At 43.6% G+C, this 25,722-nt stretch carries 27 protein-coding genes; 12 read left to right on the top strand and 15 right to left on the bottom strand.

Going from position 1 to position 25,722, the window contains the following annotated elements; genetic code table 11:
- The 5 genes from AC6CHI_RS06160 to AC6CHI_RS06180 form a co-directional block, all read right to left on the bottom strand.
- Complete coding sequence (locus AC6CHI_RS06160; RefSeq protein ID WP_498120533.1) at positions 1–537, bottom strand: M23 family metallopeptidase; 537 nt, start codon at positions 535–537, stop codon at positions 1–3.
- Positions 538–599: 62 nt separating this feature from the next.
- Positions 600–1,634 carry an A/G-specific adenine glycosylase gene (gene mutY / locus AC6CHI_RS06165; protein ID WP_498120103.1) on the bottom strand — a complete coding sequence of 345 codons (1,035 nt, stop codon included), beginning with the start codon at positions 1,632–1,634 and terminating at the stop codon, positions 600–602.
- A gap of 114 nt (positions 1,635–1,748) precedes the next feature.
- The gene (locus tag AC6CHI_RS06170; RefSeq protein ID WP_498120105.1) at positions 1,749–2,114 is read right to left on the bottom strand and encodes an HIT family protein; all 366 of its coding nucleotides are present in this window, start codon (positions 2,112–2,114) and stop codon (positions 1,749–1,751) included.
- 71 nt (positions 2,115–2,185) lie between these two features.
- Positions 2,186–2,926 carry a dienelactone hydrolase family protein gene (locus AC6CHI_RS06175; RefSeq protein ID WP_498120107.1) on the bottom strand — a complete coding sequence of 247 codons (741 nt, stop codon included), beginning with the start codon at positions 2,924–2,926 and terminating at the stop codon, positions 2,186–2,188.
- Positions 2,927–3,219: 293 nt separating this feature from the next.
- Positions 3,220–3,378 carry a DUF1328 domain-containing protein gene (locus tag AC6CHI_RS06180; protein ID WP_016168908.1) on the bottom strand — a complete coding sequence of 53 codons (159 nt, stop codon included), beginning with the start codon at positions 3,376–3,378 and terminating at the stop codon, positions 3,220–3,222.
- Between the two features lie 188 nt (positions 3,379–3,566).
- Between AC6CHI_RS06180 and AC6CHI_RS06185 the strand changes: the two genes are divergently transcribed.
- The 3 genes from AC6CHI_RS06185 to AC6CHI_RS06195 all read left to right on the top strand — a co-directional run bounded on the left by AC6CHI_RS06185 (position 3,567) and on the right by AC6CHI_RS06195 (position 6,369).
- Positions 3,567–4,019, top strand: a complete 453-nt coding sequence (locus tag AC6CHI_RS06185) for a YcgN family cysteine cluster protein (protein WP_458891936.1) — start codon at positions 3,567–3,569, stop codon at positions 4,017–4,019.
- A gap of 78 nt (positions 4,020–4,097) precedes the next feature.
- Entirely contained in the window at positions 4,098–5,012 is a 915-nt protein-coding gene (locus tag AC6CHI_RS06190) for an alpha/beta hydrolase (RefSeq protein WP_498120109.1), read from the top strand.
- Between the two features lie 82 nt (positions 5,013–5,094).
- Positions 5,095–6,369, top strand: coding sequence for a replication-associated recombination protein A (locus AC6CHI_RS06195; RefSeq protein ID WP_498120111.1), 1,275 nt, complete (start codon positions 5,095–5,097; stop codon positions 6,367–6,369).
- 387 nt (positions 6,370–6,756) lie between these two features.
- Here the strand turns inward: AC6CHI_RS06195 and AC6CHI_RS06200 are convergent, their stop codons facing one another.
- The 5 genes from AC6CHI_RS06200 to AC6CHI_RS06220 all read right to left on the bottom strand — a co-directional run bounded on the left by AC6CHI_RS06200 (position 6,757) and on the right by AC6CHI_RS06220 (position 10,781).
- Positions 6,757–7,533 carry an ABC transporter ATP-binding protein gene (locus tag AC6CHI_RS06200; RefSeq protein WP_458891933.1) on the bottom strand — a complete coding sequence of 259 codons (777 nt, stop codon included), beginning with the start codon at positions 7,531–7,533 and terminating at the stop codon, positions 6,757–6,759.
- Between the two features lie 11 nt (positions 7,534–7,544).
- The gene (locus tag AC6CHI_RS06205; RefSeq protein WP_458891932.1) at positions 7,545–8,258 is read right to left on the bottom strand and encodes an ABC transporter permease; all 714 of its coding nucleotides are present in this window, start codon (positions 8,256–8,258) and stop codon (positions 7,545–7,547) included.
- Complete coding sequence (locus tag AC6CHI_RS06210; protein ID WP_498120113.1) at positions 8,255–8,944, bottom strand: ABC transporter permease; 690 nt, start codon at positions 8,942–8,944, stop codon at positions 8,255–8,257. Before AC6CHI_RS06210 ends, AC6CHI_RS06205 begins: the two co-directional genes overlap by 4 nt.
- 88 nt (positions 8,945–9,032) lie before the next feature.
- The gene (locus AC6CHI_RS06215; protein WP_498120115.1) at positions 9,033–9,818 is read right to left on the bottom strand and encodes an ABC transporter substrate-binding protein; all 786 of its coding nucleotides are present in this window, start codon (positions 9,816–9,818) and stop codon (positions 9,033–9,035) included.
- 348 nt (positions 9,819–10,166) lie between these two features.
- Positions 10,167–10,781, bottom strand: a complete 615-nt coding sequence (locus AC6CHI_RS06220) for a LysE family translocator (protein ID WP_498120116.1) — start codon at positions 10,779–10,781, stop codon at positions 10,167–10,169.
- A 94-nt stretch (positions 10,782–10,875) separates the two neighbouring features.
- Here AC6CHI_RS06220 and AC6CHI_RS06225 point away from each other — a divergent pair, with 94 nt between their 5' ends.
- Positions 10,876–11,334: an Lrp/AsnC family transcriptional regulator gene (locus tag AC6CHI_RS06225; RefSeq protein WP_458891928.1), complete on the top strand. Its 459-nt coding sequence runs from the start codon at positions 10,876–10,878 to the stop codon at positions 11,332–11,334.
- A gap of 126 nt (positions 11,335–11,460) precedes the next feature.
- Here the strand turns inward: AC6CHI_RS06225 and purC are convergent, their stop codons facing one another.
- The 3 genes from purC to dapA are packed head-to-tail and all read right to left on the bottom strand — an operon-like array spanning position 11,461 to position 13,740.
- Positions 11,461–12,180: a phosphoribosylaminoimidazolesuccinocarboxamide synthase gene (gene purC, locus AC6CHI_RS06230; protein ID WP_458891927.1), complete on the bottom strand. Its 720-nt coding sequence runs from the start codon at positions 12,178–12,180 to the stop codon at positions 11,461–11,463.
- Positions 12,181–12,218: 38 nt separating this feature from the next.
- Positions 12,219–12,827 carry a lipoprotein-34 precursor (NlpB) gene (locus AC6CHI_RS06235; RefSeq protein WP_498120118.1) on the bottom strand — a complete coding sequence of 203 codons (609 nt, stop codon included), beginning with the start codon at positions 12,825–12,827 and terminating at the stop codon, positions 12,219–12,221.
- Between the two features lie 13 nt (positions 12,828–12,840).
- Positions 12,841–13,740 (bottom strand): 4-hydroxy-tetrahydrodipicolinate synthase, encoded by a 900-nt coding sequence (gene dapA / locus AC6CHI_RS06240; protein ID WP_498120120.1) that lies wholly within the window; start codon positions 13,738–13,740, stop codon positions 12,841–12,843.
- A gap of 639 nt (positions 13,741–14,379) precedes the next feature.
- Between dapA and mhpT the strand changes: the two genes are divergently transcribed.
- From mhpT to ppk1, 4 genes are all read left to right on the top strand, one after another.
- Entirely contained in the window at positions 14,380–15,591 is a 1,212-nt protein-coding gene (gene mhpT / locus AC6CHI_RS06245) for a 3-(3-hydroxy-phenyl)propionate transporter MhpT (protein ID WP_498120122.1), read from the top strand.
- Between the two features lie 178 nt (positions 15,592–15,769).
- Positions 15,770–16,399: a bifunctional nicotinamidase/pyrazinamidase gene (gene pncA, locus AC6CHI_RS06250; protein WP_498120535.1), complete on the top strand. Its 630-nt coding sequence runs from the start codon at positions 15,770–15,772 to the stop codon at positions 16,397–16,399.
- Between the two features lie 55 nt (positions 16,400–16,454).
- On the top strand, positions 16,455–17,426 hold the full coding sequence (locus AC6CHI_RS06255; RefSeq protein WP_498120123.1) for a bile acid:sodium symporter family protein: 972 nt from the start codon (positions 16,455–16,457) through the stop codon (positions 17,424–17,426).
- A gap of 146 nt (positions 17,427–17,572) precedes the next feature.
- Positions 17,573–19,633: a polyphosphate kinase 1 gene (gene ppk1, locus AC6CHI_RS06260; RefSeq protein WP_458891922.1), complete on the top strand. Its 2,061-nt coding sequence runs from the start codon at positions 17,573–17,575 to the stop codon at positions 19,631–19,633.
- A gap of 49 nt (positions 19,634–19,682) precedes the next feature.
- Here ppk1 and AC6CHI_RS06265 read toward each other — a convergent pair whose 3' ends face one another.
- Positions 19,683–20,936, bottom strand: coding sequence for a hypothetical protein (locus tag AC6CHI_RS06265; protein ID WP_498120125.1), 1,254 nt, complete (start codon positions 20,934–20,936; stop codon positions 19,683–19,685).
- A 77-nt stretch (positions 20,937–21,013) separates the two neighbouring features.
- Here AC6CHI_RS06265 and serB point away from each other — a divergent pair, with 77 nt between their 5' ends.
- The 3 genes from serB to AC6CHI_RS06280 all read left to right on the top strand — a co-directional run bounded on the left by serB (position 21,014) and on the right by AC6CHI_RS06280 (position 23,759).
- Positions 21,014–22,234 carry a phosphoserine phosphatase SerB gene (gene serB / locus AC6CHI_RS06270; RefSeq protein ID WP_498120126.1) on the top strand — a complete coding sequence of 407 codons (1,221 nt, stop codon included), beginning with the start codon at positions 21,014–21,016 and terminating at the stop codon, positions 22,232–22,234.
- Between the two features lie 413 nt (positions 22,235–22,647).
- Entirely contained in the window at positions 22,648–22,983 is a 336-nt protein-coding gene (aciT, locus tag AC6CHI_RS06275; protein WP_458891919.1) for a ciprofloxacin tolerance protein AciT, read from the top strand.
- Between the two features lie 296 nt (positions 22,984–23,279).
- Entirely contained in the window at positions 23,280–23,759 is a 480-nt protein-coding gene (locus AC6CHI_RS06280; protein ID WP_458891918.1) for an SCP-2 sterol transfer family protein, read from the top strand.
- A 69-nt stretch (positions 23,760–23,828) separates the two neighbouring features.
- On the opposite strand, the gene dtd is transcribed toward AC6CHI_RS06280, so the two are convergent.
- Positions 23,829–24,269, bottom strand: coding sequence for a D-aminoacyl-tRNA deacylase (dtd, locus tag AC6CHI_RS06285; protein WP_498120128.1), 441 nt, complete (start codon positions 24,267–24,269; stop codon positions 23,829–23,831).
- A gap of 156 nt (positions 24,270–24,425) precedes the next feature.
- Between dtd and pncB the strand changes: the two genes are divergently transcribed.
- Positions 24,426–25,631: a nicotinate phosphoribosyltransferase gene (gene pncB, locus AC6CHI_RS06290; RefSeq protein ID WP_498120129.1), complete on the top strand. Its 1,206-nt coding sequence runs from the start codon at positions 24,426–24,428 to the stop codon at positions 25,629–25,631.
- The last annotated feature ends 91 nt before the right edge of the window (positions 25,632–25,722 follow it).

Below are 25,722 nucleotides of genomic sequence, written 5' to 3' on the forward strand. Positions count from 1 at the left end.
TTAACGTAAGTAAGGAAAAGGATTCACGGCACCGCGACCTTTTCCATCTAAATAGATTCCATAATGTAAATGTGGCGCGGTATAACGGGCATTACCCGTATTGCCAACATAGCCCAGTAGGTCACCTTTTTGGACATAGTCACCAATGGCGAGACCCCGCTTATGGGCATTTAAGTGTGCATAATAATGCCAAGAGCCACTAGGTCCTAGTACCCAGATGACTTTACCACCCAAATTGTTATCGCGTAAGTCGGCAATTAAGCCATTCGTGGTGCTATACACTTTTGTTCCACGTGGAGCCATAATGTCAATGCCTTCATGCCGGCGTCCCTGACTACGGGACGCTCCCCAAGTATCATTGAGTTGTTTTGCTTTAACGTGCTGCACAGGTATTGGAAGTTTAGATTTGAGCGGCATGCGCTGGAGATCTTGCACCGTAGTGGCGGGGAGGCTAGACCCTGTTGGTTTAGGTGCGGAGGTACAGGCACCGAGTAGCAGCACACTGGCAGTTAAACCTATAATGGCAAAATGACGCAGCACAGTTTTTCCTTGTCGTTATTTTGATGGTCAGCAACTTTAAATTTATCTGCTTGACTATGTCATAACTCCAGTGCCGAGATCAATTTTTTCATGGCGGTTGGAATGCCCATTTGTGTAGCTTTTTGTGGCGAGACCCAAGTGCCAGAGAGTTCAATCGCAATATGTTCTTTTTGTTCAGGTTCCACGTGGAAACACACAGCCTCCAGTAACCAGGTAAAATGAGTAAAACTATGCGAGATCTGAGCGCGTTTGCTGTTGGCTTTTAGACCCAGCATTTGCGTAGTTTGATTCAGTTTCGCGCTGTCATCATAAACTGGTAAACACCATAAGCCTCCCCATAAACCGGTATCGGGGCGCTGTAACCATAGCCATTGATCTTGGCACTGTAAGACCAAGACTTGGGCAGACTTTACGGGCACCGCTTTTTTGGGTTTCTTAAAAGGCAGTTCTGTGACTAGACCTTGGTGATGAGCTTTGCAATGCTGTTGCATCGGGCAATACAAACACAGCGGTTTTTTAGGTGTGCAAATGGTTGCGCCTAAATCCATAATGGCTTGGGTGTAATCATGATTGCGTTCTTGAGGACATAATTGTTCTGCAAGTTGCCACATGGCACGCTCATGTATTGGCTTGCTGAGATCATCTTCGATGGCAAAAAAACGCGCCAAAACGCGTTTTACATTGCCATCCATAATTACCCCATATTGGCGGAGTCCTAAAGACATCAACGCTCCAGCTGTAGAGCGGCCAATGCCGGGTAATGCCATCCATTCTTCTAATTGTGTTGGGAAGTGTCCTTGCTGCGCGACAATCGCAGCGGCTTTATGTAAGTTACGTGCGCGGGCGTAATAGCCCAAACCTGCCCAATAAGGGGCAACGTCCTCCCACGATGCGCGTCCTAAATCTTCAACCGTTGGGAAGCGCTGGATAAAACGTTCAAAATATTGCAGTACCGTTTTCACTTGAGTTTGTTGCAGCATAATTTCAGACACCCAGACCTGATAAGGGTTATCTGCCACTTGCCAAGGAAGGTCATGACGACCATGCAGGTCATACCATGCTAATAATGCGTTGGAGAAGGAAAACGGAGACATGCGAACTCAGGATGATGGGTAGCGCTGTAGTATAACCAAGCAGATCGGCACACGGAGATGTTCAACCCAAAAAAAATGATGCCGAAGCATCATTTTGGATTGTCATGTAGGGTTTTAGGCTTCGCTCAAGATGCCCCAACGTGCATCAAGTTTCAGCGGCATTTTTTCATAGCATGGAATAATATGAATATGTAAATGCTCAGCGCTATCACCAAATACATTGCCGTCATTAAAACCCACGTGGAAACCAGTAGGTTGGTGACGTAGTTTCAACTCATTACGTGCCAGTTCTAATAAGGACATTAAACTTTTACGTTCTTTGTCGGTAATATCAAAAAAAGAGCTGACATGGCGTAGAGGGATAATGACAGAATGTCCTTTAGACAGTGCATTGGGCTCTGGCAGAATCACGCCAAACTCATTTTTATCGATGATGTCATATTCATCAAAATTGCAGTATGGGCAGTTGTTCTCAGTCATTGTCTTATCCTCTTAAAAATTTTTAAAAACAGTAATTGTGGCTTACAGTATCAGCACAAATTTTTTATTAGTTATTCACCTAAACGACGCTGGAGCAGTTCGTACATGGCTTCAAGGCCCTGTCGCTCAGCTTCGGCATTGTAGCCCAAGTCTACACCATTCGCTTTGGCACGTTCATCGGCTTGCGGGTTACTAAAGCCATGTTTAGCATCTTCAAAGACAATCACTTCATGTGGTACTTGGGCTGCATGCATTTCCTCACGGAACTGAGCCACATCATCCAAGCTGACCATACTGTCTAGTTCACCATGCAACACTAAAATTTCGGCTTGAACCTGTCCTGCTTGAGCAGGGGTTTGCGCGGAAAGGTTTGCATGGAAGGTCACAACAGCTTGTAGTGCTGCACCTGAACGCGCCAAATCCAGCATAACTTTGCCACCGTAGCAAAAGCCAATTGCTGCCAGTTTATCGGCATTTACTTCTTTTTGTGCAGCCAAAGCGTCTAAACCGGCTGACGCGCGAGTCACAATTGTGTCTGGCGTCTGGAAGGTTTGCATCATCCATTCATTGGCTTGTGCCGCTGACGTGGTGACTTTTTTCTCACCATACATATCAATGGCTAAAGCAGCATAGCCATGTTCAGCTAATTCACGCGCACGTTGTTCTGTGTATTCATTCCGTCCCCACCACTCTGGTGCCACCAATACACCTGCGACAGGCGATGAGGTATTGGGTGCGGCAAAATAGCCGACCAGTCGTGTACCATCTGCAGCAGTATATTCAATTTCACGGGTTTGAATGTCTACGCTCATTCGTCTGTCCTTAGTCTTGTTGATCATGAGAGTGTTACGATTAAAGCATAAAAATAATGAATGATTTTTAAAAAAATGCGTCATAACAGAAAAGAAGTGTAAGAAATCATCATCAACTGCCAGTTTTTAAATTTAATTTCATGAAATTCAAAAATATTTTGAGTATTTTTATTCTTTATATCCGCCAAAAAAAGGTCTTTTTTTGTGGACTTGAGCGGAAGAATAAACAGCATATGGCATAAAAAAAGAAGGAAAAATCCTTCTTTTTTTAGCAATCGCCTCAATGAGGGGGATTACGCTTTACCTCGAGAAATAAAGCCGATGATGGCTAAAATCACGGCAACAACCAATAGAATCACGGCAAAGTCTTTAGAAAGTCCTGCGACACCACCAAAGCCGAGTAAGCTTGCAATTAATGCAATCACTGCAAAAATAATCGCCCAACGGAACATAATAATTCTCCAAGTTTTTGTTGTCGTAGTTTTAGTATAGGAGCACAGGGGCATAGCCAATGTTGATCTTTTGTCTAAAAAATGTTCACATCATAAAGTAAGTCTATGATTTTAAGTAAAACAGATTACTGCATTGTTGCAGAAGATTATTGATATAATGTTCTTGTTATTTTTAGTTTCTGCCGACCATGTCTAGTGAATTACGCCCACAGTTTTGGAAAAAATATCCTCTGGATGCTCTCAACCCGCAAGAGTGGGAAGCGCTATGTGATGGTTGTGGCTTGTGTTGTTTGGTCAAGCTTGAAGATGAAGACACGCATGAAGTTGCCTATACCAAGGTCGCGTGTAAACTCCTCGACTGCAGTACGGCACGTTGTAGTAACTATGCCGAGCGGCTACAGTTTGTACCCGACTGTATTCAATTGACCCCAGAAAAATTAACTCAAATTCATTGGCTGCCTGCCAGCTGCGCTTATCGACGTCTCAGTGAAGGCAAGAATTTACCGTCTTGGCACTACTTAAATACAGGTTCTCGGCAGAGCGTGATTAAAGCTAAAAAATCGGCAGCAGGACGCTGTATTTCAGAAACTGAAGTGAATGAAGATGAAATTGATGAATATATCGTACGTTGGGTGCGGTAATTGATCCTATGGTTTTAGTTGATAATAATTCTTAATCTCATTAATGTGATCGTCACTGATGATCACTGAGAGATTAAAATGTCGATGGTTCGTTTACATGCTGTCCTATTGGCATGCTGGGCTAGTTTAAGCATTTTTGCTTTGCCAACCAGCCTACAGGCAAAACCGAATTTAACCGCTTTAGGCCCCAATATTGCAGATACGGGTTCAGTGGATTACCAGTTTCAAATTCGTTATTTCAGCTCCGCAGACCAGAAGCGTCGTTATAAGGTGTGGCTCGGACTGCCTCGCGCAGTGCAGTCTCAAGCCAAGCCAGCCCCGGCATTGTTTATGCTGGATGGTAATTCGGCTATGTCTTATCTCACCGATGAGCTATTACACAAGCTGTCAAAGCAGCAAGCACCCGTATTGGTGGCCATCGGTTATGACACCGCTTTACCTTTTGATAGCGCAGCACGTGCATTAGATTATACGCCTGCGGATGACACTGGAAAAATTGCACCAGATCCGCGTCATACAACCCGTTTAAGTGGTGGTAGTGCACAGTTCCGTACAGTGCTGTTGCAACAAATTCAGCCTTGGGTTGCATCGCAAGTCCAATCAGACCCGAAGCGCCAAGCCTTGTGGGGACATTCCTATGGCGGGCTATTTGTGCTGGATAGCCTGTTGCATGCTCAGTATTTCAGCCATTATTTTGCGGCAAGCCCTTCTTTATCTTGGGCCGATGCACGGATGCTTAAAAATATTCAGATGCAGAGTGGGCAACAAATTGCTGGCCTGCACTTATGGTTAATGGAAGGTGATGTGAACGCAGAGCATCGTGATCGTCAGAGTCCGAATTTTAATGCCGACAGCATTGCCGACAATCGTCTGGTGATGCATCGCTTTGCACAGCAAGGTGTAGAGACGCGATTATGGCTATATCCAGATCAGAGTCATGGACAAATGTTTGCGACTTCGCTGCTGGATATTCTGAATAGCTCATTATTCTAAGTTAGGGTTTGTGATTCAGGTGTTTAGTCTCATCATTATTCCAGTGTAGACTAGACCTATCATCATTGGCTGAAATAATCGTATGTCAGACACCCAAATTCCGCTTCCAGAACGTCTTCGTCCTCGTGATTTGTCTGAAATTATTGGGCAAGAACATCTCTTGGGTGAGCAGGCACCTTTACGTCAGATGATTGATCAAGGGCATTTACCTTCCATTATTTTCTGGGGACCGCCCGGTGTCGGCAAGACCACCATTGCGCTATTGTTGGCGCAAGCGGTGGATCGTCCGTTTGTGAGCTTGTCGGCATTAAACACGGGGGTAAAAGAGCTGCGTGAAATTATTGCGGAAAGTGGTGATTTGCTGACCCCTGTGGTGTTTATTGATGAGATTCATCGCTTTAATAAGTCGCAGCAGGATGCGCTGTTAAATGCGGTCGAGAAAGGCAAAATTACCTTAATTGGGGCAACCACTGAAAATCCGTCGTTTGAGGTCAACAGTGCTTTATTATCCCGTTGTCAGGTCTATACCTTAAACGCACTCAGCAATGAGGCCATTCAAGAACTGATTTTACGGGCCATTCAGCAGGACTCGTTTTTAAAACAACGCCATATTCAGATTGAAGAATTTGATGCCCTGATTCAGTTTGCCGCAGGGGATGCGCGTAAGGCCCTCAACTTATTGGATCTGATTGCCAGTACCTTTGAAGTCGATATCGAAAATATTCTCACCAATGCCATTGTGGTTCGTGTGGCCCAGCAAAATATTGCGCGTTATGACAAATCGGGCGAACAACACTATGATTTGGTCTCAGCCTTTATTAAATCCATTCGCGGGAGTGATCCTGATGCCGCACTGTACTGGATGGCGCGGATGCTGAAAGGCGGCGAAGATCCCGTGTTTATTGCGCGTCGCATGCTGATTGCCGCTTCAGAAGATATTGGTAATTCCAATCCAAATGCCTTGCTGTTAGCAGGGGAATGCTTCCGTTCGGTTCAAGCCGTGGGTATGCCTGAAGCACGAATTATTTTGGGGCAATGTGCCGTCTATTTGGCCACCAGCGCCAAGAGCAACAGTACTTATTTGGCGATCAATAAAGCCCTTGATCTGGCTGAAAAAACAGCCAATTTACCAGTGCCTTTACATTTACGTAATGCACCGACCAAACTGATGAAACAGCAGGGTTATGGGGTGGACTATCTCTATCCGCATAATTACCCTGAGCATTTTGTGTTGCAAGAGTACTTACCGCCTGAACTCAAAGGCACCAAATTGTACGAATCGGCACGCAATAAACGTGAAGTGGAAGGTGAGCGCTTACAGCAGCGCCGTTGGATGCAAGAACAACAGCAGCAGTAAAGATAAAATACACTGGCATAAAAAAAGCCCGACATCCTGTCGGGCTTTTTCGTATGGGTTGCTTAGGTATAACTCCTGTCGTACCTCACTTCCTGTGTTGGGGCTTATGATTATTGTTTTATGCTTGGAACTTCCTGTTCTCTATGACTTCATCTTAAGCAAAAACAGCCATCTAACCTAGAGGCAATTTTCCTGAATTTGTGTGCGCCTAAGCGTACAAAATAAAATTCTACCGATTTAACTTTAAATGCGAATTGCTTGAACAACGTTTCTGTTTAGATTCATTCGATTGATGCTGTCCAACATCAGTAATAAAAAATCCAAGCCCGAAGACTTGGATTTTTGAGTACGTTGAATATGAACGGAAGAATCAATTCCGTCTCAACTTTATTTAAAGTTACCTTCGAGGAATTGCTTTAAGCGCTCGCTTTTAGGCTGGGTGAGAACAATTTTCGGATCGCCTTGTTCTTCAATTTTGCCCTGATGCAAGAAAATCACTTGATTCGAAACATGGCGCGCAAAGCCCATTTCATGGGTCACCACAATCATGGTACGACCTTCTTCGGCCAAACTCTGCATGACTTTTAAAACTTCACCGACCAGTTCAGGGTCTAGAGCACTGGTTGGCTCATCAAACAACATCACTTCAGGTTCCATGGCCAAAGCACGTGCAATCGCTACACGTTGTTGTTGACCACCCGATAAAAATGAAGGGTATTTACTTTCTACGCTTTCTGGTAGACCTACTTTTCTTAAATATTTACGTGCACGTTCTTCGGCTTCGGCACGTTTTAAACCTAAGACATGAATTGGACCTTCGACAATGTTTTCCAGTACAGTCATATGTGACCATAAATTAAAATGCTGGAACACCATCATGAGCTGGGTGCGCATTTTTTGTAGTTGTTTTGGTCTTGCCGCTTTTAAGTTACCAGACTTATCAAAAACCGTATCTAATTTTTCGCCATTCAGTTGAATTGAACCCTGACTCGGCTGTTCCAGAAAGTTAATACAGCGTAAAAAGGTACTTTTACCAGACCCAGAGGATCCAATAATACTAATCACATCGCCTGCTTTGGCATCAAGTGATACACCTTTTAAGACTTCATTGTCACCAAATTTTTTATGTAGATCACGAATCACCAGTTTTGCTGAGTTTTCCATCTATGTTTCTCCTAATGATTCGATGGCTTTTGAAATGCCAACCAACGTTGTTCAAATTTACGGAATAACCAAATCAAAATAAACGCCAAACATGCATATAAAATGGCTGCAATACCGAAGGACTCAAAAGTTGCATAGGTTGCCGCATTGACATCACGGGCGACTTTAAGAATATCCGGAACTGTGGCAGTAAAGGCAATGGTCGTGGAATGTAACATCAAGATCACTTCATTACCGTAAAATGGTAATGCACGACGTAACATGGATGGAATAATGATTCGGGTATAGCGTTTCCAAGGAGACATACCATAAGCTCTGGCTGCTTCAATTTCGCCATGGGGAATCGAACGAATCGCACCAGCAAAAATTTCTGTAGTATATGCAGCCGTATTAAGCCCAAATGCCAAAATGGTACAGTTTAATCCGTCTCTAAAAATTTCATCTAAAGCTGGAGTTGACTGCACATATTGGAGGCTATAAATACCGGTATAGATGATTAATAACTGCACATAAAGTGGTGTGCCGCGAAAGATATAGGTGAATAACCAGACTGGGCCACGGATAAATGGACTTTCAGCGACTCGAGCAACAGCTAAAGGTACTGCGAGTACAAAACCAATGACAAGTGAAAGCACCAAGAGCCACGCTGTCATAGCAACACCTGTCATTTGGAACCCATCAGTCCAAAGGTATTGAGGCCAGTATTGTTGAAGGATTTCAATCATATTTGCACCTTTTTCACACCAGCAGAATAGCGACGCTCAAGCCACATCAAAATTAAATTTGATGCGGTCGTAATTGCAAGATAAATCACTGCTGCAATGACACTGAAATAGAACACATCCATGGTACTACGACCAGCATCTTGCGTAATTTTGACGATATCGGTTAGTCCAATAATAGAAACCAAGGCGGTTGCTTTAATCAGTACTTGCCAGTTATTGCCAATGCCAGGCAGGGCAAAACGCATCATTTGTGGAAACAGAACGCGGCGAAATACCTGAAGCGGTGTCATACCATAAGCAAAAGCCGCTTCAATTTGACCCTTAGGGACAGATTGGAATGCACCACGAAAAGTTTCGGTAAAATAGGCACCATAAATAAATGCCAAGGTAATCACCCCAGCGACAAATGGATTAATATCAATCTGCTCCATTCCTAGAGATTCTGTGATTGAGTTTAGTCCGAGCTGAAGGCTATAGTAAATGAGGAGCATGATCACAAGATCAGGCACACTACGAATGAGGGTGGTGTAAACAGTCGCAACACTTCTTGCGACTTTAAAGTTTGAGAGTTTGGAACTTGCACCAATCAATCCAATCATGACGGAAAGTAGTAGTGATAACAATGCAAGCTGTATGGTCAACCAAGTACCGTTGAGAAGTACAGGACCATATCCCGACAAGAACATACATCTTCTCCGAGTAAAAACAAAAACAGCTCTAGATGAGAATCAAGTAGAAAATAAAAGTGTCGGTGCTAGCCCGACACTTTTCTCATCAATAAATACTGAAGGAGAAATATTTCTTCTCGAGTTTTTTGTATGTTCCATCGGCAATAATTTGAGCCAAAGCCTTGTCGATATCCTTTTTCAGTTCAACATCTTCTTTACGCAAACCAATTGCAGCACCAGCGCCCAATGTTTTCACATCCACGACATTGCCACCGACAAAACCAAAGCCTTTACCTTTAGGTGATTTGAGGAAGCCACCATCGACCATAATCGCATCTTGTAAGGTTGCATCTAGACGACCAGACACCATGTCTTGATACAGCACATCTTGGTTTGGATAAGGCACGACACTTACACCTTTAGGTGCCCAATGGGCTTTGGCATAACCTTCTTGGATCGTACCTTGTTGTACACCTACACGTTTGCCTTTTAATGAAGCAGCGGTTGGTTGTAGTGGAGAACCTTTCTTCGCGACCATGCGCGTTGGGGTGTTGTAAATTTTATTACTGAAGGCAATTTGTTTAGCACGGTCTTCTGTGACAGTCATTGAGGACAGAATACCATCAAATTTTTTCGCTTTCAGTGCTGGAATCATGCCATCGAATGAGTTTTCAACCCAAACACATTTAGCTTTTAATTTGGCACAAATGGCATTACCTAGATCGATATCAAAACCAACCAGTTTGTTATCTGGTGTTTTATATTCAAAAGGCGCATATGCTGATTCTGTACCAAATCGAATCACTTTCCATTCTTTAGCTTGAACCGTGCTGCCAAGAGCTGTGAGCATTAATGTAGTTGAAAGAAGGACTTTCTTTTGCCAGCTTTTCATCGTAAATATAGCATCCGTAAAAAATCAAATTTCAAAAAAAATATGATGAAAACAAAACTTACTTCACCTTTTGCTTTGAAATAAAAGCAACATATATACCAAAATTTCCCTTTATTGGTGCTTTATTCAGCGTTCCACATTTGTAGTAGTGGAAATTTCGGTATTTTCTACGGTTAAATTCATTTTGTATTGCAACATCCTATTTGCAGATCATCATCATATTTAAAAGCCAACACATCACATAGTGGGAAAAATCCTGAAGCTTTGTGCGCTATGGCGTACAAGGCTGCTGATATTTTATGCAGTTTTACTTAACAATCTTGATCAAACGTATATCTAATCAGCGATTTAAGCTTGCAGTTTTATGAATTGTAAGCAAGCAGGTAAGACTGCGAGCAGTAACGCCAGCGCCATGGTGACATTGAAGATCAAGGCAAATTTCGGCTGCATTAATAGGCGTCTTAAAAGTTTGCCTGCCACCGCCCAAATGCCGACACAGGGAATCGAGATCAAGAGTAAGATCAATGCAGCATACAGAATGGCACTGAACTGATGGTTGACTGCAAAGTAGGTGGCAATGGTGCTGATTGACATGATCCATGCTTTAGGATTGACCCATTGAAACATTGCCCCTTGGACAAAGCCCAGTGATGGTTTTTCTTCCAAACGCATCTGAAGGGGACCGCTAGTCGCAATTTTCCAGGCCAACCATAAAATATAGGCTGTTCCGATCAGACTGAAGAGCAATTGAAGTATAGGAAACCATTGAAAAATTTGGTTGAGTCCGAGGCCAATTGCAATCAGTTGTAATGCGACCCCGCAGGCAATGCCTAAAATGAGAGGAAAGGTTTTCTTGAGTCCAAAACGTGCGCCTGAAAGCATGACCAAGGCATTATTGGGACCAGGCGTACTGGTCATGACCAAACAAAACAGTAAATAAGAGAGAAAAAGTGCGCTATTCATGCTGATTTTAACGAAGAAATAAAAATAAATTTTATTGTTCATCGGGCACAATTTGATTGTATATTGAGCTTAAAATTTAGATTAATTGCAATAAATGATTGAATTAGACCGCTTAGACCGAAGAATATTGTGTGAGCTTGAAGTCGATGCTCATTTAACCAATGCCAAACTTGCAGAACGTGTCGGGTTGTCTGCTTCGGCCTGTTTAAGACGGGTACAGGAATTAGAAAAAAGAGGGGTGATTAAGGGCTATAAAGCCATTATAGATCGCGCTTTGTTAGGTATTGGATTGATCGTCTATGTGACCATTGGCTTGTCTAGTCATTCCAAGGCGAGTTTAAAGCATTTTGAAGAGGTGATTGATAATGCACCCGAAGTGACAGAATGTCATACCATTACCGGGGCGGTGGAATATTTACTCAGGGTCGAGGTAACCGATATTAAATCTTATAAAAAATTTCATACCGATGTTTTGGGCACGATTCCGTCTATTTCTTCAATTACCAGTTTATTGGTGATGGACACCACCAAAGATTTACGTGTTCAAGTGTGAAGACGAGACCGACTCATTAGCCAGATCAGATTCAATTTAGGGGATGGGCAATCAAGCCTGTCATACAGCGCATAAAAAAACCGAGCCAGCAGACTCGGTTTTTTTATTTTGAAACTTTAGACAGGATTAGATGTCTGAAAGATCGATGCCGATACGTGCAGCAACTTCTTCATAAGCTTCAACCACACCACCTAAACCTTGGCGGAAACGGTCTTTGTCTAATTTTTTCTTGGTGTCTTTGTCCCATAGACGGCAACCGTCTGGAGAGAATTCATCACCTAACACGATACGGTCATGGAATACGCCAAACTCAAGTTTGAAGTCGACCAAAATCATGTTGCCTTTGTCGAAAAGGGCTTTAAGAACGTCATTCACTTGGTAAGTGAGTTCTTTCATTTTTTCCAATTGAGCAGCAGTCGCCCAACCTAAAGCAATCGCTTGAGATTCGTTGACCATTGGATCGCCAAGCGCATCATCTTTGAAGAACAATTCGAATGTTGGAGGCGTGAGTTCTTTGCCTTCTTCAACACCTAAGCGACGGCACAAAGAACCTGCCGCATAGTTACGAATCACACATTCCACAGGAATCATGTCTAATTTCTTGACCAACACTTCAGTTGGAGAAAGTAATTTTTCAAAGTGAGTTTCAATGCCAGCAGCAGCCAGTTGCTCCATGATAAAGGCGTTAAAACGGTTGTTCACCTTGCCTTTACGATCTAGTTGTTCGATTTTTTCGCCATTGAACGCAGAGGCATCATCACGAAATACTAAAATCAGATGGTCTTGACTATCTGTTTCATACACAGATTTCGCTTTACCAGTATAGAGCAAGGTTTGTTTTAACATGGGGGAACCTTTTGCAAAAAAAAATGCCTAGTATTGATCTAGGCCGGCCAGTTTTGGTAAATCTGGGTTAACAGTTCTGCAGCTTTTTGTTGGTCTGCAAAGCTGTTATCGGCATTAAACACTGCCAAGTTATGACTTGAACCTACAGATGTTAGTCGGAGTACGTAGATCTGCTGATCGATTTTAAGCGTTACTTCGTAACGGTTTTTACTTTGACCCACAATGTTATGGTTCAGGCTGCTGAGCGTGGCAAGTGTATACTGCCAAATTGTATCAGAATTTCCATCAATTTTGAGCAGTGGATTTTGATTTCCATCGGTAAGCAATTGCGGACGACCAACAGCAGAGCTTTGTTCTGTTGCCGTGGTTGCTGTGCTGTTCGGCGCAGCAACATCTGGGCGAGGGAGCGCGAAACGGTTGCCCTTGCTATTTTCAAGCTTGGGTGCATGTTGAATAGCCAGTGGTTCAACCGTTGGTGCAGGATACAGTGGCGTTGCTGGACGAACCAATGACCCTTCAGGATATTGTAGCGGTTCTAGGGTTACTGTTTCTTTATAGTTCAAAGACTTATTGCTAACCGCCAGTGAACTACAACCCGCTAAACTGAATACTGAAAGTGCAAGGGTTAAACCTAAACGTAACTGCATAATATAGTGCTCTTTATTTGATTATACCTGCCGCAACTAACGCTTCACGAAGCGGTGCGCGGTATTGTTCTGCAAGAGGTGTTAATGGTAAGCGAATGCCTGTACCAATTAAGCCCATTTCGTGTAGTGCCCATTTCACAGGAATTGGGTTCGATTCACAAAATAGAATATTGTGTAAATTTGCAACTTGCGCATTGAGTTCTTCTGCACGCGCAGCATCACCTGCAATTGCAACGGCACACACTTCACTCATTTGTTTTGGCGCAACGTTTGCCGTAACCGAAATGTTGCCCTTAGCACCAAGTTCGATTAACTGGTATGCGGTTGCATCATCACCTGAGTACACCACCATGTCTTTACCACGTAAGCCTTCAATCAGGGCTTGACCACGCGGTACATCGCCTGTTGCATCTTTAATGCCAATAATTTGTGGAATATCGGCAAGGCGAATCACAGTTTCATTCGCTAAATCGACGCCAGTACGACCTGGGACGTTATACAGAATTTGAGGTAAATCAACAGCTTCAGCAATAGCTTTATAATGCTGATATAAGCCTTCTTGTGTTGGTTTATTATAATACGGTGTGACCAATAAGGCTGCATCAGCCCCGAGCTGTTTGGCTTCTTTAGTGAGTTCGATCGCTTCGCGTGTTGAGTTTGCACCAGTACCAGCAATAATCGGAATACGTTTGTTCGCTACACGAATGACTTCTTTAATCACTTGTGTATGTTCAGCCATGCTTAATGTAGAAGCTTCACCAGTTGTTCCAACTGCAACAATACTATTTGTTCCCTGTTCTATGTGCCACTCAACGAGCTTCTCAAGACCCTTCCAATCTACGCTGCCATCTTCAAACATTGGGGTGACGATTGCGACTATTGAGCCTTGAATGATCTGTGCTTGCTGAGTCATTTTGAAAAAATATCCTATTTGTCCATCCAGTGAGGTGAAAAACATGAGGTTGGATGGGTGCGTATTTTGATTTATAGCAATTTCAAGAAGATTTTGACCAATTGAATAATGCTTACGCAAATTATGACTGAACAAACGATGAAGAACAATATGCTTTAGTCAAAGCAACTCAAAACTTTAAAAAAAGCAAAAAGAAATTGCACAAGGATGACAAAATTGGCTTGATCCAGCCCTCAAGCACACTAGAAAAAAATCAAATTTCAGGATAAATCCAAGCAAGATTAAGAGCTTATATGAATAAATACAGAGCTTTTAGCTCTATTTACAGCCTGAAAAATATAAGAGTATCATCAGTCAAAAATATCGCAGTCATTGATTTAAGCGATAACTGAAACAAACCATTTCCCCATTTAAAACCGCTAAGTCATTCAAGTTACATCTAATTGTTGACTAAATTAGTCAAAATTTATGGCGATTAATTGTTTTTACGACTATTTAGTAGTGGGGGTAAAAATGTGACTTGTCTCATAATTTATTAAAAAACTAAAAAAAATCTTCAACTTAAGGTGAGTTAATTTCATTTTCAGCTTCAAGGATGATGGGCTTCATTTTGGACGATGCTTGAACAAGGATTTTGCGATGAATGTAACATCAGAAAATCGGCATTCGGTAATTACCGTTGCCATTTGTTTTTTAATAGCCGTAATTGAAGGGCTGGATATTCAGGCAGCAGGGATTGCAGCAGCAGGGATTCGTGAGCATTTTGCACTGGACAGTACCCAGTTAGGGGTGTTTTTTAGTGCGGGAATTTTAGGTTTGTTGCCTGGCGCTTTGATCGGTGGACGATTTTCCGACCGCATTGGGCGTAAGACGGTGCTGATCTGGTCGGTTGCCGTGTTTGCGGTCTTTACTTTGTGTACGGTGTGGGTCAATAGCTTTTATAGCCTGTTGTTGGTTCGCTTCTTGGCGGGGGCTGGTTTGGGGGCTGCGATGCCGCTCTTAATTACCTTGGCATCGGAAGCGGTTCGCCCTGAAAAGCGCGGTCAAGCTGTAGGGCTAATGTATTGCGGTATGCCAGTAGGTGCAGCAATCTTATCCTATATTGCCAGTCAGGACTTTGGCGCAAACTGGAAGAATATTTTTTATTTGGGTGGCTTACTGCCTCTCGTTGTTTTACCGATTATGATTAAGTTTTTACCGGAATCGCGTGAATTCTTAAAAGCACAAAACCGGACAGAGCAGCACAGCGCGGTTCAGGCTTCGTTCCGCGATTTGTTTAGTCGTCAGAATATGCTGCGCACAGGCCTGATTTGGGTGAGTTATTTCTTCACGCTGATGGTGGTCTATATCATGCTGAGCTGGTTGCCTTCACTGTTTATGGAACTGGGATTCTCACGTAAGGAAGGCAGTACGGCACAATTCTATTTTATGCTGAGTGCCACTGTAGGAACGGTTATTTTAGGGCTACTGACGGACCGCTGGAAAAAAGCGTACGTGATTGTGTTGATGTACGGGGGCATTCTTGCGGGCTTATTTGCACTCAATGCGGCAAGTTCTTTAACGCAAATGTATATGGCTTCTGCTTTGGTCGGTGCATTTGTGATTGGCTGTCAGGGCGTGCTCTATGCCTTTGGCAGTATTGTTTACCCAACCGAACTGCGGGGTACTGGGGTCGGTATGGCATCGGCTGTTGGACGTATCGGTGCGATGCTGGGCCCAACTATTGCCGGTCAGCTTTTGGCCGCAGGTTTTGCCGCAACAGGGGTGATCTCCGCGGCCATTCCTTGTATCGTGATTTCTGCCGTGCTGATGCTGGTTTTGGTGCAGCGTTTGCAAAGAACCCCAGCTTAAAAGCGTTTTCAGTTATGAAATGGCCTGTCTTAGACGGGCTATTTTTATTGGGACTTTTGATAGGAACTAAATCTAGGCGAATGTGCTGATTCGACGCTTCAGCTCACAACAGCCTTTCTGTTTTGTTATATGCTAGCGGACAATAAAAAATAACAGCGAGCATTGCAACGTGAAACACCTGCAAAATAACAAAGCTTTGATTGTGGTCGATGTCCAAAATGGTTTTACCCCAGGCGGGAATCTGGCTGTTGCACATGCCGACCAAATTATTCCTCAGATTAATCGATTGGGGGACTATTTTGAGCACATTATTCTGACCCAAGATTGGCACCCTGCGCAGCATATTTCATTTGCTGAAAATCATGAAGGTAAACAGCCTTTTGAGCAGATTAAATTGGCATATGGTTCGCAGGTGTTATGGCCAAGCCATTGTGTGCAAGGCAGTCCAGATGCGGACTTCCATCCAGCATTAGATTTACCTCAAGCACAATTAATCATTCGAAAAGGTACCCATGTCGATATCGATAGTTATTCGGCATTTATGGAAGCAGACCGAAAAACCACAACTGGTTTGGCGGGCTATTTAAAAGAACGCGGGATTGATACGGTATATATTGTCGGGATTGCGACCGATTTCTGTGTGGCGTGGACTGCAATCGATGCCAGTCGATTGGGATTTACCACCTATGTGATTGCCGATGCCACCAAGGCGATTGATTTAAATGGTTCTTTACAACATGCCTGGCAAGATATGTTGGCGGCTGGGGTACGTCGTATGTATATGAAAGATATCGTCAATGCAGCATGAGGGTCGTAAAGTTATGCTTTAACCTTCAAATTTTCCTCCATTTTGAGTACCCAGCATGTCGGCATTTTTGCAATTCAGCCGTTTTATTCAGAAAACTTTTGCGCTGTGGGTGGTGGTGTTTGCAGGCATTGCCTTAATCCAACCTGAGCTGTTTGTTTGGCTTAAAGCCTATATTCCATGGGTGTTGGGAATGATTATGCTTGGTATGGGCATGACCATGACACTGCAAGATTTTAAGGTGATTTTGCATAGCCCCAAGGCTGTCGGCATTGGGGTCGCGGCACAATTTGTGGTGATGCCGCTACTGGCTTATGGCTTGTGTGTGCTGTTCCAATTACCTACTGAAATTGCACTTGGGGTGATTTTGGTTGGCTGCTGCCCAGGAGGAACGGCATCCAATGTGATTACCTATATGGCCAAAGGCAATACCGCTTTGTCTGTGGCCTGTACAGCTGTGTCGACTTTATTGGCGCCTATTCTGACGCCTTTAATTTTTTACCTGCTGGCCAGCCAGTGGATCGAGATCTATCTCTGGTCGATGTTAAGTTCAATTTTAAAAATTGTGTTATTGCCGATAGTTTTTGGGGGGGTACTGCGCAGCTTGTTCAAGTCGCAGGTGCAGCAGTATGTGGTCCTGATGCCGCTCATTTCCGTGTTGGGGATAGTCCTGATTGTGGCCGCCATTATTGGCGGCAGTAAAGCGCAGATCTTGCATTCGGGACTGCTGATTTTTCTGGTGGTGGCTTTGCATAATGGCTTGGGATATCTTTTGGGCTTTTACTGTAGCCGTTTATTTCAGTTGAGTTATGCCGACAGCAAAGCGGTCGCAGTTGAAGTGGGGATGCAAAACTCAGGTTTAGGCGTGGCTTTGGCAGCAGTGCATTTTGCGCATGCGCCATTAACCGCATTGCCGAGTGCGATTTTCAGTTTATGGCATAATATTTCAGGCCCTATTTTGGCAACCTATTGGGCCAGAAAAATGCCCGTACAGCATGAGGTTTCACAACACGAAGCTGGACGAGATTAAAAGTCATCTATTTTGAACATAAAGTATAAAAAAAGGGGCAAAGCCTAGGGTTTTTGGGTGATGTAACAAAACCGTCATAAACCCCACCTAAGATGCCAAGCACAGAGGGTAAAGTGTTGATTATAAATCAACCATATTGAGAGAAAATGCAAAATTTTCAACATTCATCAGAAACTTATTTTAATCGTGAACTGGCTTTACTGGAATTTCATCGTCGGGTTTTGGCACAAGCACAGAATACCGAGTTACCGATTTTAGAGCGTTTAAATTTTCTGATTATTTTTTCTCGCAACTTAGATGAATTTTTTGAAATTCGGGTTGCGGGACTGATGAAACAGCAGGATTTAAATGCGCTGACACGCATGCCAGATGCCATTCCAACAGATGTGGTCTTGGCGGAATTATCGCAGCGTGTCCATCAGGCAGTACAAGAGCAGTATGAGATTTTAAACCATTCCATCTTGCCGCAATTGCAGGGTTTGGGCATTCATTTCATTCAATATCAGGACATTTTAGAAAAACATAAGGCCTGGATTGCAGCTTATTTTGCCAAACAGGTGCAGCCCGTTTTAACGCCCATCAGTCTGGATCCTTCACATCCATTTCCGCGTCTGGTCAATAAAAGTCTGAATTTTATTGTCAGTTTGGAAGGCAAAGATGCTTTTGGGCGGGAAATTGCAATGGCGATTGTACCTGCACCGCGTTCCTTGCCGCGCTTGATCAGTCTGCCTGAAAGTACCGATGGTCAGGAAGAGCAAATTTTCCTGACTGCGATTATTCAGCAACATATCAGTGATTTATTTCCGGGAATGAAAGCCACCGGTTGCTATGCGTTTCGGGTCACCCGCAATGCCGATTTAATTTTGTCGGAAGATGTGGATGATTTAGCCGTCGCCTTAAAGGATGAACTCTCTTCGCGCCGTTTTGGGCGTGCAGTCCGTTTAGAAATCGAAGATGATTGTCCACGTGAAATTGTCGACTATTTGCTAGATCAATTTGATTTGGATCAGCAGCACTTATATTTAATTCATGGGCCGATTAATTTGTCACGTTTAAGCACCAGTTTTAAGCGTCCAGATTTAAAATATCCCGTGTTTAATCCAGTTATTCCCAAGCCTTTTCGCAAACAGCAATCCATCTTCGAGATTTTAAAAAAAGAAGATGTGTTGCTGCACCATCCTTTTGACTCGTTCCAGCCCATCATCAGTTTATTGCGTGAAGCGGCCAAAGATCCCAATGTGCTGGCCATTAAACAAACCCTGTATCGCAGCGGGCCTGATTCAGAGATTGTGCAAGTATTGGCGGAAGCCGCACGGAATGGCAAAGAAGTGACCGCAGTAATTGAGCTGATGGCACGTTTTGACGAAGAATCCAACATCACGGTGGCCAATCTGCTGCAAGAGGCGGGTGCGGTGGTGGTGTATGGCATTGTCGGTTATAAAACCCATGCCAAAATGATTCTGATAGTACGTCGTGAAGAACAGCAATTGCTGCGTTATGTGCATCTGGGGACGGGCAACTATCATGCGGGTAATGCCAAGATGTATACCGATTATGGCTTGATGACCACACAGCCTGATATCTGTGAAGATGTGCATCGGATGTTCCAAGAGCTAACAGGAATGGGCAAGATGGCAAAATTAAAAACTTTGCTGCATGCCCCTTTTACCTTACATGCAGAATTGCTAAAACTGATCGAGCAGGAAATAGAGTGCGCCCGAGCGGGCAAAAGTGCGCGGATTATTGTCAAGGTGAATGCCTTAACCGAACCGCAATTAATTGCTGCTCTGTATCGTGCGTCACAGGCTGGGGTAAAAATTGATTTAATCATTCGTTCGATTTGCTGTCTGGTACCCCAATTGGCAGGGCTTTCCGAAAATATTCGGGTGCGTTCAATCGTGGGACGCTTTTTAGAACATACCCGAGTCTATTATTTTGAACAGGGCGGTGAAAAGAAACTGTATTGTGCCAGTGCCGACTGGATGGGGCGCAATTTATTTTCTCGGGTAGAAACCTGTTTTCCAATTTTGGATGGCAAAATTAAAAAGCGCATTCTGCAAGATGGTTTGTTGAACTATTTATCGGATCAACAAAACACATGGGAATTACAGTCTTCGGGGGAATGGTTAAAAGCCCAACCTAGTCTGGAACAAGCCCCGCATTCCGCACAGGAATTGCTTATGAGCAAGAGCCAGCAAAAAATTTAAGCAGATGGATTAAACAGAAAAAAGCCTGACATGGTCAGGCTTTTGCATTTTAAGAGGCTTTGGATTGTTTGCCTTTCAAAATCTCGGTTCTGAGGCTTTGCGCAAGTTCCGCTGTATGACTATCCATACCATTAATCATAAAGGCATGACGGGTTAATACGTTGGTTGGATTCGGTAAAGCCACCAAATCATAATGCTCACTGATCTGCTTTAACAACTCATTGCTGAGATGAACGGCACTTTCTTTGGCAGAAAGCTGATGCACCAAACGCTCTGCGGCTTGTACCGCAGAAAGTTGCATGGTCTCGACGGCACAAGACACCGCACTGCGGGTTTGTAATACAAAACGCTTTTCTTCGCGGTAGCGCTTGTAGAGCACTTCGGACAGCAGTTGGAATACGCTACCAATCATCACCAAGCAAGGTACCGCATCTGGTGTTTCTGCAGACAAAGTAAGGGTTGCCCCTTGTGCATTAAACTGTTGTACGGTGGTGATATCCGAACGGTTTAATTTGTAGTGCTGAATGGCAAGCTCAATGCTTTTATTCAGGAAAATCTGGCACAAGTTAAAGTATGGTACGGAAACGGTCTGATCGACCGAGTCGAGCAGTTGTTTTGGATCATAAAATTGAATATTCAAGGCAACTGAACAATCATCCACAATCACAGGTTTAATTTCTTTCAGTTTGGCTTTGTTTTGGAACTGTTGCTGCGCCTGTGCAATGGTTAAAGCGGCATTATGCTTTTCTTGTTCGAGCGCTTGGGTAAGGGCCTGAATTTCGTGCTTTAAACGGGATTCATTGTTAATCCGGGCCAAGTATTCAGAACGGCTTGGGCGAGCAATGGCACGATAGGCCAACCATAACAGTCCATGAATAAAGAAGGAAAATAAAATCGCCAGCCATTGGGTACGTAAAATTTCACCAATGCTAGGTTGAATCAGGGTAATTTCAATGGTGCCGACTTTTTTCTCATTTTGAAGGGCATCACGGACAAACACTTCACCTTCGCGGGTTTTCGATAAACCACCAGTTGCCAAGACCTGATTTGCACCATCTAGAATGCGAATAGAGGCCACGCTTGGATTGGTGGCATAACGATTGACCAATAGCGCCAGTGAAACGGTATTGGCAGGTTCAAGTTCCGACAAGCTGTCGGTGACCAGTTGGCTGGTCATCAGTTGTCCTTGATTTGCACGGTTTTCATTCAGTTGGTGAGTGGTTGCAATCACCAATAAAAAGGTATGAAGTGCAAAACTTATTATCAGTAGGCTAGCAAATAGCCCTTGTCTAGGCGCATTCAACGTAAACTTCCAAGGCAATTCTATTCAAATTCGATTATGATTCTCACAATTGTTGTAGCTCAGATCCGAGTCAATTCATGCGAGAAATCATTCTTATATCATTCTTGGGACCCGACCAGCCTAATCAATTCACTCGATTAATGCAGGTGTTGTCCACTCATTCCTTACAAATTCTAGATGTTGGGCAAGCCGTCATCCATAATCAACTGACTCTAGGTATTGTTGTTTCGTCAGATGACCAGACTGCAACAGCATTAGCCATGAAGGAAATTCTGATTCTAGCACATGATATCGGCTTAACAGTGCGCTTTAAACCTATCTCTGCGACAGAATATGATCAATGGGTCAGTGAAGGCGGTCGGACACGCTATATTGTCACGGCTTTGGCACCAGAACTGACTGCAGCGCATTTACAAGCTGTTACTAATATTGTGTCCAATCAGGGTTTCAACATTGAAACTGTGACCCGTTTATCTGGCCGTCCACAGTTGCAAAACCCGTCCGAAGGACCAAAACGTTCTTGCGTACAGTTTGGTTTGAGTGGGCAGATGTTGGATGCCACAGCCATGCGTGCGGCCTGCCTCAGCCTCTCTGCTGAACTCAGCATTGATGTTGCGGTACAAGAAGACAATGCGTACCGCCGTAACAGCCGTTTAGTCTGTTTTGATATGGACTCGACCCTGATTGAGCAAGAAGTGATTGATGAGTTGGCGCTAGAAGCCGGTGTCGGTGCACAAGTTGCCGAAATTACCGAACGCGCGATGCAAGGTGAGCTGGATTTCCAGCAAAGTTTCCGTGCGCGTGTGGCTTTGTTAAAAGGCTTAGATGCCTCAGTTTTACCTAAAATTGCTGAACGTCTGACCATCACCGAAGGGGCAGAGCGTCTTATTACCACTTTAAAATCACTGGGTTATAGAACGGCTATTTTATCTGGTGGTTTCCAGTATTTTGCTGAATATTTACAAGCCAAACTCGGGATTGATGAAGTCCATGCCAATGTCCTAGATGTAGAAAATGGCTTGGTAACTGGTGAAGTTAAAGGGCACATTGTCGATGGCGCGCGTAAGGCCTTTTTATTGCGTGAGCTGGCAGACAATATGGGGATTTCTCCAGAACAGACCATTGCTGTGGGTGATGGAGCCAATGACTTGCCAATGCTGTCGATCGCTGGCTTAGGTGTCGCTTTCCGAGCAAAACCATTGGTACGTAAGAATGCCAATCAGGCGATTTCTAGCGTCGGTTTAGATGGGGTTTTATATCTGCTAGGCGTGCATGATAAAGATCTTAACTGTTCGTAATCGTTACGGTTTAATGACAAAAAACGCAATCTTCGGATTGCGTTTTTTGTGTCCTTTTTTAGCAGATTTGTATGAAAAAAATCTTGCAGCATTGCAGCTCATGCATATCGATCTGAGCCAAGAAAAAAAGTTTTTTCCGCTAAAAAAACCGGTTGTTTTTTTGTAATGACACGCCAAGACGTGGCTTCTCTCGCTTCCCTTAAACTGGAAATTACAAAAAATGTAATGACAAAATAATATTGCGACAAGGTATGTCGCTCAATAAAAAAGCATGCCTTTTTTTCTGTTTAAAACTGCTCATAATGCTTGCATAGAGACACAGATAGACAAATTCCACAAAATTAATATAGGTCGTGAGGATTGCTGATCGGACGAGCGTCCAGACATCAGTCCCCTTGAAGACGGAGGTTTTTATGGTCACAGCAAATTTGGCAACCATAATTGGCTTGAGTTGTGTGGCTGTTGCATTAATTGCAGTTTTCTTCTCGCCTTATCGTCGCTGGCTGAGCTTTATGTTTGCAGGCATGATGTTCTGGGGCTTGTTAGAAATGATGCGGCTGAGCATTCAAGTCGTATTTGAATTACCTATGGCATATAGCTATCTCGCTGCAGTCAGCATCGCGATGACCCTGTTCAGCTTATTGTTATTTCGTGAAGATCGCCGTGCTGAACGTGCCATCTCAAAACGCCGCTATATTGAACATACCCCTGTGTATGAAGATGATCAGCAGCAATGCAGTAGCCGTTAATGTTCCTCCTCCTTCTGATGCAAGATCGGAAGGAGCCGAGTTTCAGCTCAAGATGAATCGCCGCTGGCATTTTCTTTTACCGACACTATCTAGGGTGATCGTGAGCATGCTGAACGTAGGATGATGATTTTCTTCACTCGACAAAAATCATCGGTTTGGGTGATGAAGATAAAAATTTTCGCATGACTTTTGCGTCATGATCTGTATTGTTATACAAAGCCTAGCTTCCATCAGAATGCAGTTATGGTAGGATGGAGCAGTCAATTTTTCTACAATTACAATAGGCTTCAAACGTCATGAAACTGTCTTCAATTCCAGTTGTAAAGCTTCCTTTGGTTGATGTGAGTACCGACCCACTTGACCTGTTGGTGGCAAGCTTAGTCTTACGCATGAAACAACTGGCACGCACTAGTCCTAAATTTATTGAGTTGATTCATGATCGCCAATTCCGTATTCAAATTGGGACTGACCAAGGCGTTGCACGTCAAATTATTATCAATAATGGACAAATTGATACGGTTTCAGGCGACGCTGAGAAAGCCGATTTTATTTTACAATTTGCAGATAGCGAGCAAGGGGTAAAAACTTTATTGAAAGGTGACCCAAGCGCGTTCATGACGGGCATGCAAAATGGCAGCATTAAAATGGAAGGGGATTTCAGCCTATTGGTTTGGTTTAACAAAGCAGCAAAATTGATTCCACCAAAATTGCCGAAGCCTGTGAAAGAAAAAATTCAATTGGCACGTCAGTTCTTAAAAGAAAAAACGGGTCGATAAGACTATTAGATGGCAACATCCATAAAAAAGCCTACAGCATGTTGTAGGCTTTTTTTATGTCGTGATGTGCTATTCAACTTCAAGCTGAAAGGTCACTGGACCATCATTAATCAAATGCACTTTCATATCCGCGGCAAAGATACCTGTTTGCACCTGCGGGTATTGTGATTTAGCGTAATCCACCAATTGATCGTAGAGGGCTTTGGCGGCTTCTGGCGGCATGGCAGGACCAAAATCTGGACGTAAGCCTTTTTGAGTGTGTGCCATTAAGGTGAATTGCGAGACCAATAATAAACCACCCTGAGCCTGACTTAAATTCCAGCCCATTTTGCCTTGTTCATCATCAAAAATGCGGTACTTCAAGATTTTATCAATCAACTTTTTGCCTTTGTCGAGTTGATCCTCTTTCCCTAGCCCTAAAAAGACCAGCAGTCCGTGTTGAATTTCACCTGTCACTTGACCGTCGACGACGACTTTGGCTTCGAGTACGCGTTGTAATAAGGCCCGCACGTGCATTCCTCAGTATGGATGGACTGGGCATTGTAGCAAACATCCGCTCATCACTGATTTAGGCCGCTTCGGATTTGAGTCGTTTTATGCAAACAATGGCTTTTTTCGCCCTGAAAGTGTGCTTTAATGCTAGAAGTTGATAAAAACTGAACCTTTATGTCTGCAATCATTCATTCTTTACTCGATACCGACTTATATAAATTCACCATGCTACAAGTGGTGCTGCACCAGTTTCCGCAAACGCATAGTGTCTATCATTTCCGTTGCCGTAATTTGGATGAAACGGTTTATCCTTTGGTCGACATTTTAGAAGACTTGAATGAGCAGTTAGATTATTTGTGTCAGCTGCGTTTTCAGGAAGATGAACTGCAATATTTACGGGGTCTGCGCTTCATTAAAAGTGATTTCGTGGATTATCTAGAACTATTCCAGCTTAAACGCCGTTTTATTCATACCGGCATAGACCGTGAAGGCCGTTTGGACATTTGGGTAGAAGGCCCGATGGTGCAAGCCATGATGTTCGAAATTTTTGTTTTGGCCATTGTCAATGAACTGTATTTCCAACGCCTGCGTTCTCCTGAAGTTTTGGCAGAAGGTGAACGTCGCTTACAAGCCAAAATTGAGTTTATTCAGCAATGTGAGCAACAGCAGCGTCCAGAGGATCCTCCATTTTTAGTTTCTGATTTTGGTACCCGTCGTCGCTACAGCTTGGCTTGGCAGCGTCATGTGATTCAGGCCTTTCACCAAGCTGTACCGAATGTGTTTCGGGGAACCAGCAATGTGCTGCTGGCCAAAGAATTGGGCATTTCACCAATTGGTACCATGGCACATGAATTCCTGCAGGCCTTTCAGGCGCTGGATGTGCGCTTACGTGATTTTCAAAAGGCCGCACTGGAAACGTGGGTGCAAGAATATCGCGGTGATTTGGGCATTGCCTTAACCGATGTGGTGGGGATGGATGCTTTCCTGCGCGACTTTGATCTGTATTTTGCAAAACTGTTTGATGGTTTACGCCATGACAGTGGTGACCCGTTTGTTTGGGGCGATAAAGCCTATGCCCATTACCAGACCTTAAAAATTGACAGCCGCACCAAAATGCTGACCTTTAGTGATGGTTTGAATTTGCACAAAGCATGGGCTTTACATCAGTATTTTAAAGACCGTTTTAAGGTCAGTTTCGGGATTGGAACCAACTTGACCAATGATATGGGGCAAACCCCGCTGAATATCGTGCTGAAACTGGTGGAATGTAATGGTCAGTCGGTGGCAAAAATTTCGGATAGCCCGGGCAAGACCATGACCGATAACGATACTTTCTTGGCGTATTTAAGACAGGTTTTTCAAATCAGTGAGCCTGTGTAAGCTTTGATTTATATTGCTGATTTTCTGCAAAGAAGAATTAGAAAATCAGCCTTCAGTAGACATCAGCGTATGCTAACATCAAGCAGTTGCT

Source organism: Acinetobacter sp. GQ146, assembly GCF_059758585.1.